14 protein-coding genes are annotated in these 16946 nt (G+C 39.4%); 6 read left to right on the top strand and 8 right to left on the bottom strand.

Features of this window, described 5'->3' with window-relative positions; genetic code table 11:
• Positions 1 to 55: 55 nt before the first annotated feature.
• Both AC5JL8_RS19100 and AC5JL8_RS19105 read right to left on the bottom strand, forming a co-directional pair.
• Positions 56 to 1378, bottom strand: coding sequence for a tellurite resistance TerB C-terminal domain-containing protein (locus tag AC5JL8_RS19100; protein WP_495881265.1), 1323 nt, complete (start codon positions 1376 to 1378; stop codon positions 56 to 58).
• 98 nt (positions 1379 to 1476) lie between these two features.
• A complete protein-coding gene (locus AC5JL8_RS19105; RefSeq protein WP_495881266.1) occupies positions 1477 to 2853 on the bottom strand; it encodes an ATP-binding protein in 1377 nt (458 codons plus the stop codon).
• Between the two features lie 96 nt (positions 2854 to 2949).
• Between AC5JL8_RS19105 and AC5JL8_RS19110 the strand changes: the two genes are divergently transcribed.
• Positions 2950 to 3270 (top strand): TMEM14 family protein, encoded by a 321-nt coding sequence (locus tag AC5JL8_RS19110; protein ID WP_495881267.1) that lies wholly within the window; start codon positions 2950 to 2952, stop codon positions 3268 to 3270.
• Between the two features lie 28 nt (positions 3271 to 3298).
• Here AC5JL8_RS19110 and AC5JL8_RS19115 read toward each other — a convergent pair whose 3' ends face one another.
• The gene (locus AC5JL8_RS19115; protein WP_495881268.1) at positions 3299 to 3439 is read right to left on the bottom strand and encodes a hypothetical protein; all 141 of its coding nucleotides are present in this window, start codon (positions 3437 to 3439) and stop codon (positions 3299 to 3301) included.
• A gap of 1075 nt (positions 3440 to 4514) precedes the next feature.
• On the opposite strand from AC5JL8_RS19115, the gene AC5JL8_RS19120 reads away from it, so the two are divergent.
• The 3 genes from AC5JL8_RS19120 to AC5JL8_RS19130 all read left to right on the top strand — a co-directional run bounded on the left by AC5JL8_RS19120 (position 4515) and on the right by AC5JL8_RS19130 (position 7558).
• A complete protein-coding gene (locus AC5JL8_RS19120) occupies positions 4515 to 5750 on the top strand; it encodes an aminoglycoside phosphotransferase family protein (protein ID WP_495881269.1) in 1236 nt (411 codons plus the stop codon).
• A gap of 188 nt (positions 5751 to 5938) precedes the next feature.
• A complete protein-coding gene (locus AC5JL8_RS19125; protein WP_495881270.1) occupies positions 5939 to 7027 on the top strand; it encodes a T3SS effector HopA1 family protein in 1089 nt (362 codons plus the stop codon).
• Positions 7028 to 7108: 81 nt separating this feature from the next.
• On the top strand, positions 7109 to 7558 hold the full coding sequence (locus tag AC5JL8_RS19130; RefSeq protein ID WP_495881271.1) for an acyl-CoA thioesterase: 450 nt from the start codon (positions 7109 to 7111) through the stop codon (positions 7556 to 7558).
• On the opposite strand, the gene AC5JL8_RS19135 is transcribed toward AC5JL8_RS19130, so the two are convergent.
• The 3 genes from AC5JL8_RS19135 to menA all read right to left on the bottom strand — a co-directional run bounded on the left by AC5JL8_RS19135 (position 7548) and on the right by menA (position 10955).
• Positions 7548 to 8978: a 2-succinylbenzoate--CoA ligase gene (locus AC5JL8_RS19135; RefSeq protein WP_495881674.1), complete on the bottom strand. Its 1431-nt coding sequence runs from the start codon at positions 8976 to 8978 to the stop codon at positions 7548 to 7550. The two genes, AC5JL8_RS19130 and AC5JL8_RS19135, sit on opposite strands and share 11 nt — an antisense overlap.
• Complete coding sequence (locus AC5JL8_RS19140) at positions 8963 to 9955, bottom strand: o-succinylbenzoate synthase (protein ID WP_495881272.1); 993 nt, start codon at positions 9953 to 9955, stop codon at positions 8963 to 8965. Before AC5JL8_RS19140 ends, AC5JL8_RS19135 begins: the two co-directional genes overlap by 16 nt.
• Before the next feature lie 97 nt (positions 9956 to 10052).
• A complete protein-coding gene (gene menA / locus AC5JL8_RS19145) occupies positions 10053 to 10955 on the bottom strand; it encodes a 2-carboxy-1,4-naphthoquinone phytyltransferase (protein WP_495881273.1) in 903 nt (300 codons plus the stop codon).
• A gap of 288 nt (positions 10956 to 11243) precedes the next feature.
• Here menA and AC5JL8_RS19150 point away from each other — a divergent pair, with 288 nt between their 5' ends.
• Positions 11244 to 12659, top strand: a complete 1416-nt coding sequence (locus AC5JL8_RS19150) for an isochorismate synthase (protein ID WP_495881274.1) — start codon at positions 11244 to 11246, stop codon at positions 12657 to 12659.
• 168 nt (positions 12660 to 12827) lie between these two features.
• Here the strand turns inward: AC5JL8_RS19150 and AC5JL8_RS19155 are convergent, their stop codons facing one another.
• Both AC5JL8_RS19155 and AC5JL8_RS19160 read right to left on the bottom strand, forming a co-directional pair.
• A complete protein-coding gene (locus AC5JL8_RS19155) occupies positions 12828 to 13130 on the bottom strand; it encodes a type II toxin-antitoxin system Phd/YefM family antitoxin (RefSeq protein ID WP_495881275.1) in 303 nt (100 codons plus the stop codon).
• A 141-nt stretch (positions 13131 to 13271) separates the two neighbouring features.
• Positions 13272 to 14579, bottom strand: coding sequence for a glutamate-5-semialdehyde dehydrogenase (locus tag AC5JL8_RS19160; RefSeq protein ID WP_495881276.1), 1308 nt, complete (start codon positions 14577 to 14579; stop codon positions 13272 to 13274).
• Between the two features lie 362 nt (positions 14580 to 14941).
• Between AC5JL8_RS19160 and AC5JL8_RS19165 the strand changes: the two genes are divergently transcribed.
• Positions 14942 to 16939, top strand: a complete 1998-nt coding sequence (locus tag AC5JL8_RS19165) for a M48 family metalloprotease (RefSeq protein WP_495881277.1) — start codon at positions 14942 to 14944, stop codon at positions 16937 to 16939.
• The last annotated feature ends 7 nt before the right edge of the window (positions 16940 to 16946 follow it).

Raw genomic sequence — 16946 nt, forward strand, 5'->3', positions numbered from 1 at the left:
ATACTAACCTAATGATTTTACAACGGCATGAATGATTTAATTAATTTTATGAAAATTAATTAGATATATGATTTTCATGTATTTCAATCATTTTTTTGACGTTGCTTGTATGCTCATGGTAAATTTCTGGAGTTTCCGCGTCAGGATTAATTATTAGTTCTCCCAGAATAGAATGTGCGCGTTCATTTATAGAATCAATTAATAAATTTGGCATTGTAATATTTGCTTCAGCAATCTTTTTAATAGCAGAATTTGGATTTTCTTGCTCAAGGATAGATTTTAATACCTGAATTTCATAGCTTGGTAGCTGCTCCATAAAATTACTCCATTCTTGGGGTAATTTTTCAGTTGCATCGGCTTTTGTATCTATTATTTCTAAAGGTTCAAGTAATTCAGAGAAAGGAAACAGTTCCAGAACATCTTCCTGTTCTTCAGGTAAAGAATCTGGGCTAAGTGTTTCCATTTGTTGGAGTAAATCCCAAACTTGGTTTTGCAACAGGTCGCGTTCTTCTTGTAATAATACGACTTGCTCTTGTATTTGGTGTAATTCTGTTTGTTTTTCGAGTATTTGGGTTTGGAAAAAATTCAGGCTATATTCTATATTTTCTCTTTGATTTATGGTATCTACAAGTAATTTATTTTTCTGAGCAACTTCAATTTCTAACTCTTGAAGTTGAATTCGCAACTCATATAGCTTTTCCTCTATTTGAGGTTTAAGTCTGCCTAAGAGGGTTAAATTACTTTCGATATCTTGCTTTTCTTGCTGGAGGTCACGAATTTGGGCTTGCAACTGATTGCTTTCAGAACGCGATATATTGTAATTTAATTCTAGACGGCGTTTTTCTGCTGTCAGATTAGACAAGGCATTATTTAGTTCTACTTTATTTTTATCTAGGTTATCAATTTCAATTTTAAGGGTAGTTATTTCAGTTTCTAGCTGTTTTTTTTGTCCTGCAAAACTACTTAACTCTCTATGAAGATTATCTCTTTGATTGCGACATTCTGATACCTGATTTTGCAGTTGTTTTGACTCTGCATATAATAAACTATGATGCTCTTCTATTTTGTTGATTTCTCTAAATAACCGTAACTTCAGTCCTTCAAGTTCTCTAATTCGCTTTTGCTGCGAAATTAAAACCAGCATTTCATGATTTTTACGCCGCTTATCTACACAAAATGCTGCTGCATAGCTTGATATTACAGTAATTGAACCTGTGAGAAAGGCTTTAGTAAAATCCCAATTGGGAACGAGGCTAAGACCAAAGCTCACACTAAAAGCAACTATTCCTAAAAAAAATCGATTGCTTACTACTGTTGAGTGCGTATTGCTTGTCTTTAGCCGATTCGAGTTGTCAGAAGAAGTATTTCTTAAGACCATTACCCCTCACATTTTTGCTCGAAATTCCCCGGTTCTAAATATTTGTGCATAAGTTTATTCTGTAATTAAAAAATTGCAATAAGTAAGTAATTCCGCCACTAATTGTCAGATATAGTTTTACTGGCGCTAAGAAGTGCCAAATCTGCTTTTAGGAAATCAACAAATTGCCGTGCTGTACGTCCAGAACGACCATTATGGCGTGTTGCCCATTGTAATGCTTGAAATTCTAAATCTTCTTGGCTAAGATTAATTTCAGCTTGTGCTGCTAGATGCCGAACAATTTTTAAGTAAGTTTTCTGATCTGCCCCCTCAAAGGTCAAAGTTAACCCGAAGCGATCGCTAAACGAAAGCTTCTCTTGCATCGTATCCCACGCATGGATTTCTTCGTTATCCTTGGGCGTTGGTCTATCTGTAAAAAACTCTCGAATCAAGTGACGGCGGTTGGACGTAGCATAGACTACTACGTTCTGCGATCGCGCCGTTAAATTCCCTTCTAAAACCACTTTTAATGCTTTAAAGGCATCGTCATCTTCTTCAAAGGACAAGTCATCGACAAAGATAATAAATTTCTGTGGCACCCCCCGCAATTGTTCCACGATTTTTGGTAAGTCTTGTAATTCAGATTTTGCCACCTCCACCAAGCGTAGGTTGCGATGACCATACTCATTCAACAAAGCTTTCACTAAAGAAGATTTGCCCGAACCACGGCTACCATAAAGTAATACATGCAGTGCTGCCTCACCTGACAATAAAAACTCTGTATTTTTTAACAAAGCGTCCCGTTGAGACTCGTAACCTACTAATACATTCATTTGAACTGGATCAGGATGCTGGATACCAACAAACTGTCCACCTTGCCAGCGTAAAGCGCGATACTCTGCAAATAAACCTGTGCCAAATTGCTGATAATAAGCCGCTAAATCTTCTACCGCATCAGGCCAATTTTCCCAACTTTGTAGACAGGCCATAGCAGTTACTTGACGGTGCTGCTGCATCAATTCTGTCTCCAGATTTATCTTATCTGGCTCTCTATACCACACAATTGGTGAAACAGGTAGATGAGCTACTGTTTGTACCCACTCGCTCAAACAAGCGCTGCTACATTCAGATAAACTCTGCAACACTTGTAAATCATGCTGAACTGCTGCTACTAATGCAAGGGGCATATTCTCCAATTCTTCCTGTTGAGCAAGCCTTGTAAAGGGATTTTCACAAATCAGAATTTGAGTAATTAGGTAATCTTCCCAATTTTGATTTTTAGCAGCTAAGGCGTGAAAGTAACTGCCGTAGGCTTGGAGGCAACCCCGCGCATCGGCATCAGTGTAGCGTATAGCTTGCAACAGATCAAGAAATGCGATCGCTACTTCGTTCTGGAGAACAGATTGGTAAAGTAAGAGTGATGCTGCTTGGCGCTGGAGGAATTGAATCTTTGCATAGAATGAAGTGGTTCCTGTAGACATCGCTTGATTATCCATCAATCAACTCAATCAATTTAGTGATGTAGCTAGACAGCTATCGTAAATTGTCTGCCGACCCTTGCCGTAAAATCAAAATCTACATAGGTTTTAACAATGGAATTAAGTATAATTGCCACCTTTGCCTACGGAATTTTGTCGATAATTGGCGGCATAATAGGCTCTATTCAGGCTAATAGTAAGATTTCTCTATTAAGTGGTAGTATTAGCGGTTTATTACTAATTTTTGCCGCTTTTTGGCAATTACAAGGACAAACTTGGGGTTTGTTGATGGCAACTTTTATTACTGCCGTTTTAATAGTCTTCTTTGCTATGAGGCTAGCTAAAACGCGGAAGTTTATGCCCGCAGGATTAATGTTTATTTTGGGTATGCTGGCATTAGTGCTGATGTTGAATCAATTAGTTGCCGGAAGGTAGCGCCAGCCTGCTGCTAAGATTATCTGCTTTATTTGGCATAGATGACTATCCCTGCGTAAGTAATTATATATAGTACATTTATATTACTATGAAGTTGATTTTGCGACATCACATAAAAAAGCGGCAAAGAGTAGGCGATCGCCGTTGTTACTCTTAGATGAATAGTCACTATATAAAATACCTTAGATTATTGTTGGTTACATAACAAAATAAAAGACACAAATCAGCTATTGCGATCGCACCTGCCTCTAAACCTTAAAAAAATTTTAATCAAAAATTTTAATTTGGACGTTTATAAATTACTTGGGTGCTTGGTTACAAAAACCACTGACTACCGTGCATTCAAGCATTAATGATTAAAAATTAACTAAAAAAAATAATTTTTACTTACCTAAAATATCCGGTTTTCCTGGCTTTGGGATGATAAATAAAAATAAGAATGCTGAATGTTATGTTTCATCAGTCAATAGCAAATTAAGATTTTGGGCTGTATCAAAGATGAACAAAATGTTATTACTACTACATTTTTCCCATTATCTCCATAACAGCAAACATTCTCATTTATAAGTTAACGCTTAACATCAAGCAGCATTAGCTAATAATTGTTTTCTTGTGCGTTACTCAGTTGCTCAAAAATGATTTTTTAGTCTAAAAGACAGCAAAAACCTTGATTTCTGCCGTAACTTTTGCCAGGAAATTAAAAATGTTGCACAAACTACGAAGAACTGATTTTAATGACAAGCACAATTTTCCTTGGCTAGAGAGCAAAAAAGAGCTTGAGGCTCAGAATATCAGCTATTACCTCAAGGAAGGTGAAAAAACTATAAATACATCCTTCTCCTTCCCCATCCCCCCTACCACTTGTCCTCTTCTGCTCAGTCCTATACGTACTTGGTTACAGCAGGGTTGCAGTATGAATAAGCTCATTAATTCTTTTTGAAGCTGCCAAAACCTGGAAACTGGGCTAGCTCAAAAGACACAACTAAAAAAATTGATGTGTACCTACGTAAATATCTTCATAAGAGTAAAGATTAGGCCTGTAATCGATTAGAATTTAAAGGAATAGTGAAGAGCAAATTGGCATTTTGGCAGGTTTTTATCAAATAGATGGGGTATTAATAGATTGTACCAATCGTTATTGATATTTACGCATTAGTTGCTATCTACCGAAAACTGCTATAGCTCAGTCATTCCTGACATAGGCGATTCTCTAAGCAATTTTACGTACTAGGAAATAATAATACATGGTATTCTCACTGTCTTCTCACAACGTTATCCAGTATCTGCAAGATGCAGGTCTGTGTAGCTCAGAAGATGGAGCATCAGACGAATCTGAGCCGCCAAACAGTAGTAAAAATTTAAATTTACTGGTGAAGCTGATAGATAATCGCAAACTCCTGGTTAAACAAGAACGTAGCAATCACAATCATGAAACTCCCCATGAATTTTTCAATGAGTGGCTGTTTCACCAATTGCTCCAGCAGTTTCCGGTTATAGGCAACATTTCTGCGATCGCATCATTAGTACTGCATTATGATGAGGAAAATTCTATCCTCGTTCGTAATTACTTAAGTGAATATCTAGAACTGGGAAGTTTTTACCAAAATAACGATATTTTTCCACAGGAAATTGCCACTGCTATTGGCACTACGTTGGCGGGGCTACACCGTGCCACGTTCAACCGCAAAGAATATCGTAATTTTATGGCAACTGCTCCTGAAGGACAGTTTCGTTATAACTTTTATAATCCAGCCCAAGGGATAGAATCGATTCAACCAGAAATTTTTGGTATGATTTCCACCGAGGCGCTGCAATTTTATATTTTCTCCCAGCGTTATGAGAGTTTAGAATCAGCAATTGCAGACTTGGCATATGAATGGAATCCTTGCTGCTTAACTCATAACGACCTGAAGTTAAACAATATTTTGGTTCATTCTCGGTGGGAGCAGCTAGACAATTGCTTGGTAAGAGTGATTGACTGGGAAGCTTGCGCTTGGGGCGATCCAGCTTTCGATTTAGGAACTTTAATCGCAAGCTATTTAGAAATTTGGCTTTCGAGCCTGGTAGTAGATCCTACTCTCGATTTAGAAGAATCTCTGCGTCTGGCGGCAACACCGCTAGAGGTTCTGCAACCTTCGATACTTGCTTTAATTCGAGCTTATCTTAATGCTTTCCCAATAATTTTGGAGTACCGTAGTGACTTTCTGTTGCGGGTTATCCAATTCGCTGGATTGGCGCTAATTCATGAAGTTCAGGAAATGATTAAGTGTCGCAAACATTTTGATAATGCCAATATCTGTATGTTGCAAGTGGCTAAAAACTTATTGACTATGCCTGAGCAAGCTGTACTAACAGTTTTCGGCATCTCACAGTCAGAAATTTTAAAACCTATGGCAAAAGTCCATCAACTTCCTCAGCCAGAAAAGGAAAAGCAGTTGGTTCCTCTTTATTACGAAAAAACCCGCCTCCGTGGTTGTTAAGACGAGTAAGCCAACGATTAAAATGCAAAATAGCAAATTTTGTATTTTGAGTTTTTAACCATCTCTCTATAACTAATTCTCGATAAATCGTTATATCGGTTATATCGATGAATTTGCCATGACGAGACAAAATTACTGCTACGTAGTAGTTGCCTAATTCCAAATTCTAAAATTTGAGATTTAATTAAATGCTAAATTCTGCTGTTCAACAACCCCTAACCTCTTTATTTGATATCGCTAGCAACATCCAGATCGAGCCTAACTTCTGTATTCATCATCCCAATTATCAACCCTTTGCTCTGCCGACTAAAATAGCAGACAGATTTCAACAAAATTCCGCAGATTTGCAGCGTAAGTATCTTAATTTACTACTGCGTAATTTCCTTTACGGAATCTATTACAATGGCTCTCTGCAAAACGTTTTGGCAGTAAATGCTAAAAACGCTAATCATCTACCCCACCAAAATATAGAAAACAACTCCACTTTGGGAATTGATGGGGAATTTTACGAACGACTGCACAATTGCAATCACGGCACAGGTTATTTTGACCCTAGTTGGGAAGTGTTACGGCGAGAACCTGATGGTACGATGGCAGTCACCAAAGGTGGTTTGACATTGTATATTGAGCCAGAATGCCATCTCAAACCCAAGTCTCAAACTGCCAAGGCTGGTGAGTTGGTTGCAATCTGGATGCCCAAAAATCGACTGCAAAACGGCTGTTACTTGGCAGTTAGTAATTTTGGACAAGAACGCCAAGGTAACCCAGACGCTGATTTGGGTATAGGACGAATCTTCTTTAATATCACACCATTTGGTGCGATCGCCCTCATGGATAGTCTTACATTAGAACTAAACGCAGCAGCGATTCCCTTTAGCTTTCAGGTACTTTACAATCCCTCTGCCTACGGACGCTATGACTCAGGGGTACTTTATTTTGAACGTAGCGATTATCCAGCAATTCGTAAAATCCTTCAAGCTGCGTATGCAGACCATGAATCGCATTTTAACTCTGAAATACCATTGTTCACCAAGTTTTTAGCACCAGGGCTGAGTTTAGCTGAAGAACCAATCAAAAAATTTGCGGCACAAGAAAGTTTTGGCATGAATCGTTGCCAAATTGTTGCTAATGCTTTACTAGAAGCTTGGCAGAAAGGTAGAAATGCCCTCGATGAACGGATGAAGACAATTGATCGGCACTTTGCACGGCACTTAATTGATGTGCAACGTCCTTATCTCAATCCTAATTCTGAGGATATCTACTATCCCTTAAACTAATCACTGCGATCGTTGCGGTAAAATTACTTTGTAGAGCAGGCTTCTAACCTGCTCTTTTTTTTGAATTGGGAATTTGAAAAAATGCCATTCACTTATAACCGTAGCGTTCGCTTTCAAGATACAGATGCTGCTGGTGTAGTTTACTTTGCCAATGTTTTGGCTATTTGTCATGAAGCCTACGAAGAATCTCTAGCGGCATCAGGTATTAATCTCAAAGTATTTTTTAGCAATCCAACAGTAGCTTTTCCGATTGTTCATGCAAATGTAGATTTTTTACGCCCAATATTCTGTGGAGATAAGTTAATAGTTAGCTTAATGCCTCAAAAATTAGGTCTAGATAAGTTTGAAATTGCTTACGAAATTACAGTTTCTGATGTGTTGGTTGCTAAGGCAATTACTAGGCACGTTTGTATTGATGCGATTAGTAGAAGTAAGCAGGAATTTCCGAGTGAGATCAACCAGTGGTTGGAAACGAACCGCAGAGACACGGAGGAAGCAGAAAGAAGAAAGTCTAGAGAGATTACGGTATAGAATTTTGCAGTAATTCTGTAGCTATTTGATGTAGCTGTTGGCGGTTAATTTTACCTTGAGAATTGCGGGGTAAGCTATTCTGTGAAATCCAATGTTTAGGAATTTTGAATTTGCTGAGTTTATCTTGGAGTGCAACTTTCACATCTAAGCTAGTTATCTTAAAGTTTTGAGGAATATAAATCGCTGTTAATGCTTGCCCCCATTGTTTATCTGGTATACCAATTACACAAACATCAGCAACTATTTTAGTTGATAAAATAGCTGATTCAATTTCTGCTGGATAGATATTTTCTCCCCCAGTAATTATTTTGTCACTACTACGACCAACAATACTTAGATAGCCTTGGGCATCTATAAAACCTAAATCATCAACTTGAAAGTAATCTTGAGTTTGCCAGATATTTGGATAGTAACCAAGGGCTAAAGATTCAGCTTTGATAGTTATATTTCCTATTTCATTTATATTTAATATCTCGCCTTGCTGGTTGCAAATTGTGACTTGGGCATGAGGTAAAATCTGGCCGGAGCTAACTTTACCATTCAGAAAATCATTAGGTTTGAGGGTAGCAATTTGAGAGGCGGTTTCTGTCATTCCATAGGTAGGCGCTAATTGAATGCGGTGAAATCTAGCTTGTTCTAGCAGTTCATTCCACGCAGGCGCACCTCCCAAAAGCACAGTTTTAAATTGCGACAGCCAATCGGTTAATGCTGGGTTTTGGAGAAGACGCTGTAACTGAGTTGGTACTAAAGATATAAAAAACTTTGAGATTTCAATATTATCTAATAGTCTAGATTCTAGTGTTTTAAAGTGAAGAATAGCTAGTTGACCGCCAGTGGTGAAAGAACGCATAAATTGCATCAAACCACTTACATGATAAAACGGCAAGACGCAAAAAGAATTAACACTATTTAACTCGAAATATGCTGTAAAACCTTGCACCGATGCCATCAGAGTTTCCCAAGTATGGATGGCAAACTTAATTTCTCCCGATGACCCCCCAGTGGGAATCATAATCAGTGATGAGTGCTGAGTGATAAGTTCTGAGTGATAAGTTCTGAGTGATAAGTTCTGAGTAACAATTTGTCCCCGCGTCCCCGCGTCCCCGTGTCCCCATGTCTCCCCATATCTCCAAACTATATCTGGCTGCACTAAATCAAAAACTTGCTGCCATTCTTGTGTCCCCCAATCGGGGTTACATAGAAATACTGGACAGTTAGCTGCACAAGCTGCAATAAAGCCTGCTAAAAACTTCTCTGGTTGGCGTTCAGCTAAGATGATTTTCGGTGAGATTCCTGATGCAGTTAACTGGATGAGTTCTAAATATAATTCTTCTGCTATTTGTTGAAATTGACGAATATTACAACCGATTAGCCAATCGCGATCGCCTAAATTTCTCAGATAAGCTAAGGGTTTTTCCATAGACTTTGAGGACATATATCTTCTTCAAAAAAATGACTAATACCAAAACCAACTGCCCGATTGTGTCGAGATAATTCTGCTGCTAGTTGGAGTGCTGCTTGTCTTGCGATCGCAGTCTCAAAGACTGATGAAAACACGGCATCAATTTGATGTTGTTGGCAAAACTGCCGCAGACGTGATGGCGATCCCGCTATCCCCGGTTTAATCACAAAAATTTCTCGCCACCCTTGTTCATAGGCTGCGGTAAGTTGCTGGAGTGTGGCGACAGACTCATCTAGGGCGATCGCTGTTGTATAACGCTTAGTTAGTTGCAACATCACTTCTAACTGCCCAACGGGTAGCGGTTGTTCGATAAATTCGATATTTGCCGAAAGATTATCGCAAGTTTCCAGCCATAAGTTCGCTTCTTCATAGCTGAGTCCACCGTTTGCATCTAACCGCAGTTTTGTCGAGGCGGGTAAGCTGTGAATTAGTAAGTTAAAAATTTCCAATTCTTTGGCGATCGCATCGACACCAATTTTCCATTTAAACGTGCGATATCCTTGCTGCCATAGAGTTTGCCATTGATTTAATGCCGCCTCTCCTGTGGGTAATAAGCCGCTGTAGCTAAGGGATTGGGGATTGGATGAACAGGACAAGGAGCAAGAGTTATTCATAGTTCTTTCCCCTTGTCCCCCAGTTCTTAGCCCCTCTAGTGCTGATTCAAAACCAAATTGACAGGCGGGTAAATTATCTGGAATGGAGAAAATTGTCTTGTCTGTAATTTCCGGCGGTAGTTGGCGACAAAAATCTAAAGCTTGTTCGAGGGTTTCAGAACCAAACCAGCTGATCGGGGCAATTTCTCCCCAACTAAATCTACCTGCTTCATCAATCAGACGAATAATAATGCTTTCGCGGATATCCCAATTGCCATGACTAGTAACAAGCGATCGCACAAATTTCCGCGCTATCGAACGAAATTCAAATCTATAAGCCACGCTGTGAAAATCAAGCTAACTAATTTGAAAGATTACTGAGTTGTGAACAATAAGAATTTTTCTCCTTATCGCCAACCCTCAGTCCCCAGTCCCCTTCTCAAAGCATGAATCCCACACCCAACATTAAGCAACACCAAAAATGTACAGCTACGGCAATAAATTTACAATTTTTAACTTTATCTGGCTGGTTGTGATTGTCCTGGACATGACGGCATAATTTAAAAGCAAAAGGTAAACTTACCCAACTTAACAACGTCCAAATGGGGAAAATGCCCCACAGTACAAACCCTAAGGTGAGAGGATAAATACTGGCAGTAAACCAATTGAGGACTTGGGAACCTTTTCGAGTTCCTAGACGGACAATAGGCGATCGCTTGCCTGCGGCTATGTCATCTTTAACTTGGTGAAAGTGGGAGCAAAATAAAATTAAACTTGTAACAATGCCGACTATTACTGAAGCGAGTAAACTTGTCATTGACCAAGTTTGGGTTTGGCTGTAATATGCTGCCGCCACTGCCAACGGGCCAAAAGCAAAAAAGCAAATAATCTCCCCTAAACCCTGGTATCCTAAACGAAAAGGAGGCCCTTGGTACATATAGCCCAAAGCACAACAAAGCAGAATTATTGCTACTATAGTTAGGTCTTTTTGCAAAGTTGCGATCGCTATTATTCCTAGCAAACCCGAACCCAAGCAAAAATTTCCTAACCAAAATATTAATAATTTTTTGCCCGTGAGGTTTACCAAAGAATGATGTTTATTTTGATCAATCCCCGTTTCTGAATCAAAGACATCATTACTGATATTTTCCCACGCCAAAATTAAAATTGCAGCAGCTATAAAAATTAAAAATACTACTCCATTAAAAATTTTGGTTTCTGCAAATGCTACCGCTGTTCCTACCCAAATAGGCATAATGGCAACGCTGTACATGGGCGGTTTAATCGCTGCCATCCATAACTTAAACTTAGTCTTAGGATATAAAATCTGCTTTGTAGTCATCAGTCGTGATTAACTAAATTGCCAGAAACTTACTCATCTTTAGATTTTATAGTTTTGAGAGACACCTCATGTTGGCGCTATACAAAAAACTACTACTTTTGTTGTAGCTAGTTGAGCTTAAATTGCAGCACAAATCTGAGTATGGCTTGTAATGGTATTGCAACACCAAAAACAAGGCAAACCATACTCTGGTGAAATGGCGACTGAATATGTTACCTGTAGAAATACGACCACGTTTAATTGCACTTTAGGAAGTTAACTTAAAAAAAATTTACTATTACTAGATCCATGACAGTTTCACCATGTCGCAACAACTTCTTGGTAGAGCACAAAGACTTATACCAATTTCTTTCGACAGTTCAGGAAAATTGCCTCAAAAATAATTGCAGGCAAATAGTGAGCATTTCGCTAGAAATTGACTTAGTTGATCCCTTAGTTGTGTTAGATAAACTGGCCCAACCAAATGAGATAAATTTTTATTTTGAGAATAAGGGCAAAGGTGAAGCGATCGCTGCCATTGATGCTGTATCAAAATTACATATTGATGGTATGGAGCGATTTAGTAAAGCTGAATATTTTATCAAAAATTCTCTGAAAAATATAATTAGTTTTGATAAGAAAAACCAACCTTTTGCTGGGCCCCACTTTTTTTGTTACTTCAGCTTTTTTCATCAAAATTCTCAAGCAGATTATCCATTTCCATCGGCTACAATTTTTCTTCCGCGTTGGCAAATAGCTGTAAAAAATCAGCGCTGCATATTAGTAATGAACACAATTATTAATTCTAGCGCCAATATTTCAAGAGTATGGCAAACATTGTGGGGCAAAATCGAAACGATTAATTCGTTAAAATATGATTCTCCACATATTGATTATTTCCCTGCAAAAATCAGCAAAAACTCTGTTACAAATTCTAACAAATTTAAAAGTTCAGTTTTGTCAGTTTTAGAAAAAATCCACTCTAGTCATTTAAGTAAAATTGTTCTAGCAGATGCCTTAGATGTTATTTCAACAAATCATTTTAATTTATTTAAATCTTTAAACAATCTCCGCAGAATACATCCTAATTGCTATATATTCTCTACAAGTAATGGCAAAGGACAAAATTTTATTGGGGCTAGTCCAGAACGCTTAATTAGTATTCACCAGCAACAGTTAATTACTGATGCTTTAGCAGGTTCTGCACCACGAGGTAGAACACCTTCTGAAGATGCTGTCCATGCCAATCGTTTACTCAGTAGTGTAAAAGAAAGGCACGAACATTTGCTGGTAATTGATTTCATTACCCAACGTTTATCTCAGATCGGTTTGTTACCCCAAGTATTACCACCACGCTTGCGGCAATTATCTAATATCCAACATTTATGGACACCCATTAGCGCGTTAGTTCCTGCTAACGTCCATCCTTTAAAGATTGTCGCTCAACTGCATCCTACGCCAGCGGTTGCTGGTGCAGCTAGAGATGTTGCTTGTGCCGAAATTCGTCGTTACGAAAATTTTGAGAGGGGTTTATATGCTGCGCCACTGGGTTGGGTAGACTCTGAAGGTAACTGCGAGTTTATTGTCGGCATTCGTTCAGCATTGATAGATGGCGATCGCGCTAGACTTTATGCAGGTGCTGGTATTGTCGCTGGTTCCGATCCTGAAAAAGAGTTTGCAGAGGTGCAGTTAAAACTTCAAGCTTTATTGAAAGCTTTAGTGTGAAATTATAAATAAGACTTTGCTGAATTGAGGTATGAATGGCGAAAGTTTCATCTTTCAAGCTCTTACTCTCTGCGTCTCTGCGCCTCTGCGTGAGATAAATTCATATTTTTACTCAGCAACACCCTAAATACAGTTCAGAGATAACATTGGTATCAAGTAAAAACCGACTCAAAAGTTTACCTCACGTCCAGTAAACTCGTTGCGTACATCCTTCCAAACCTCATCAGGGTCAATTTCGATTCCTTCTTCTATAATTTCTTGACGGAATTGCTCTAAAGATTCTCGAAAACTTGTTTTTCCATGTGTTAGCCGCGCATATTCCGCCATAGGCAAAATAACAGCAACTTGTTGTCCATGCCGCGTAATTTTTACCGATTCTCGTTGTTCCACTTCCTGAAAAATTTTGTCCAGGTTCGTGGGAAGCTGTTCAATGGAATACTGCTGAGACACTGCGCTTTTACCTTCGTCCATTATTACAGGTTAAAACCTAACGCGCTTACAACTATTTTCAGGTAAATCAGCCATGTTTTTTGCCCTATGCATAGACGCAAAGAAGAAAATAAGAGTTTACCACTGTGCGTTTTTGCATAAGACAAAATAATGGTAATTTTTTTATATCAAATCCTGATGAGTAAATGATTTAGCATTTGCCCCTGTATAATTGGCAACAATATGTCCATCACCAGTCATTTGATATTTATATGTTACTAATCCTTCTAAACCAACAGGGCCTCTAGGTGGCATTTGTTGAGTACTAATTCCTACTTCAGCACCAAAACCATAACGAAAACCATCAGCAAAACGAGTAGAACAGTTGTGGTAAACACCAGCTGCATTCACTAATCCTAAGAAAGTTTCAGCCGCCGCTAAATCTTCAGTGACTATTGCTTCTGTATGGCGAGAACCATAATTATTAATATGTGCGATCGCCTCTTCTAGCGAATCTACAATTTTAATCGCCAAAATCAAATCGCTGTATTCGGTTTGCCAATCTTTTTCTGTGGCACTGATGATATTAGGCAAAATTTTAGCAGTGCGTTCATCGCCTCGGATCTCTACATGATTTGCTTGTAAAGCTGCGGCAACTTTGGGGAGAAATTCTGAAGCTATGCTTGCATGAACTAGTAAAGTTTCAATCGCATTACAAGCAGCAGGATATTGAACTTTAGCATCAACGGTAATGGTTACTGCTTTGGCAATATCAGCGGCTTGATCTACATAAAGATGACAAATGCCATCAGCATGGCCAAGTACAGGAATGCGGGTATTTTCTTGCACGAACCGCACAAAAGAATTAGAACCTCTGGGAATAATTAAATCTACATATTTATCTAACTGCAAAAGTTCTAATATTTCTTCTCTAGTTGTTAGCAACTGCACCGCATCAGGGTTAACAGTAGTTTGCGATAAGCCTTGCTTAATTGCCTTAACAATAGCTTCGCAAGAACGTATCGCTTCTTTGCCACCTTTGAGAATCACGCCATTACCCGACTTGATAGCTAAAGAGACAATTTGAATTGCCGCCTCTGGACGGGCTTCAAAAATAATGCCCAAAACCCCTAAAGGGCAAGTAATTCGCTTGAGAATTAAACCAGTATCAATTTCGCGGTGAATTTGCACTTGACCGACTGGATCAGCTAGTTTACCTACATCTCTGACTCCAGCGATCGCATCTTTTAACTTATATTCATCCAACTGCAAACGCTTATACAGTGGTTTGGCAATGCCATCAGCAGCAGCCGCTTGACAATCAGCAATATTTGCCTGCAAGATTTCATCTTTTGCCGATTCTAAAGCTTGAGCGATCGCTTCAATAGCTTGATTTCTCGCATCAGTGGAAAGAAGTGCCAGCGAACTCGCAGCTTGGCGGGTTTTTTGGGCGATCGCAATCAGGGGAGAAGTACTTTGGGCAATAGTCATAGCACAAAAAAACTTTCAAATATGGCACAAATCTTTGGCTTTTCCCCATCCTATCAACCTTAGTTAGTCAGTTATCAGTTGTTTACTGTTTCCTTTTTTCAGATAAAAAGTTAACTAGATTTATTGCTTAAAATTTAGTTATTTGTTAAATAAAAACTACTTTTATCACAGTGTTAATACTGAAACAAAATACTTACTTTATGAGTAAAACCCTATCAGGCAGTGATTAAAACCTCTATCTCATCTGCTATTAACAATACAATTTATACCTTTTTATTTAAAGATTTGCGAAATGACGATGACGAGGGCTGGATCTATTGAGTATTGATGGATCAATTACTACTCCTTTTCAAGGAGATTTTATGTCATTGCAATCTGGATTAGATGCCTTTCAACAAGGACGTTATCAAGAAGCAGTTCAATTACTAGAACAATTCTGCCGGAATGCTGTAGATTATGATTCCCCGGATTATCTTACAGCAAATATGTGGCTGATGAAATCCTATCAAGGCGCAGGTGAAATCGAAAAAGCCACAATCCTGTGTCAAAAGCTAATGGTGAGTGAAAACCCCCAGGTGCGGAGTTGGGCAGAAAAAGCCCGCCAATCCCTACCGCAAACCCCAGCAAACCATGCTAGCGCCATGGAAAAAGCTGGACGTGCTGCTAGTGCTGGTGTCAAATTAGCAATGAAAGGCGTGGGCGGAAGTCTAGCATTAGCTTCTGGTGTCACCATGACCTTGTTGTTTGGGATGGTGTTCGCTTTAGGTTTGAGCTTAGTATTTATTTTAGGTAGCGATAATCCACTCCAAGGATTAGCGATCGCCATTAGTATCAGTTTAGTTTTTAATCTTGCTGCCTTTTTCCTGTCTCCCTTCCTCATGGACTTAACCCAACGCTGGCTTTACCAGACGCGGTGGGTAGAGTTGGCAGATGTTGAAATTCTCAGTCCAGAGACAGCAAGAGTTATTCAGCAAGTCTGTCAACAGAAGAAACTTAAAACTCCTCGACTGGGCATTATTAACGACCAAAACCCCACAGCTTTTACTTATGGCTCATTGCCTAATAGCGCCCGGTTAATCGTCAGTCAGGGACTTTTTACTTACCTAGATGATGATGAAATTGCCACTGTGTATGCTCACGAACTAGGGCACATCGTCCATTGGGACTTTGCTGTAATGACAGTGGCTTCTACCTTAGTGCAAATTTGCTACTTAATTTACAGCACAGCTAACAGGTTGGGTCGTCGTGGCGGCGATAGCAAAATTAAAGACGCCATGCAAACTGCGTCCCTCATTGCCTATATTTTCTATATTGTCGGTACTTACTTATTACTTTATCTTTCCCGCACACGAGAATACTTTGCTGACCACTTTGCAGCGGAAACTACGGGGAATCCTAACGCCCTATCCCGCGCTTTAGTGAAAATTGCCTACGGTATTTTAGAAGAAGGTTCCCGGACACAAGAACCTAGCCGTTTGATTGAAGGTACTCGCGCCTTGGGTATTTATGACCCGAAAGCCGCAGCTTCTACTGGTACTGCTTACCGCATTGCTTCCGATCCGCAAAAAATTGGTCGCGTCTTTTTGTGGGATATGTTTAATCCGTGGGGCTGGTGGATGGAGTTAAATTCTACCCACCCTCTAACTGGCAAACGAGTTCGTGCCCTCAGTACATACGCTGAACAGTTGGGTTTACCCACTGAGTTCGACATGGGACGAGTGATGGGTGAAGGCAAAAATCTCAATAAGAGTAAGCTATACGGTAATTTCTTTTTAGATGTAGTGCTTTACGGCGCTGAAACTATCGGTTTCTTCGCTGGTTTGGCAATTGGCTTGATTTTGTGGTCTAGTTCTCCAAATTCTGGGTTGATATTGGGCGCACCATTCATTGGCTTAGGTATCGGAATTTTAATCAAAGCCTTTGTGATGTTCCCCGACTACAAGCAAGCACCAGCTACCGACATTCTTACCCTGATGTCAGACCCCTATGCCAGCCCGTTACGCGGACAACCTGCAAAATTAGAAGGGCAACTTATTGGTCGTGGCGACGCAGGCTATAAATTTGGTTCTGACTTAAAAATCCAAGACAGCAGTGGAATGCTTTATTTACACTACGCCTCACGCTTTGGCCCTATCGGTAACTTCTTGTTTGGCATGAAACGAGTCAACAGCTTAATTGGTGAACAGGTAGGGGCTGTCGGTTGGTTCCGTCGCGGTGTTGCTCCTTGGATGGATCTGATCCAATTCGTAAGTGAAAATGGCACAGTTGTTAATAGTTATCATCGCTTCTGGTCATTTATCCTTGGTGGTGGAGCAATTATCTTGGGATTGGCCTTGACGATACTTACAAGTGGCAGTTAACTTGTTG

The organism is Mojavia sp. (genome assembly GCF_059505145.1).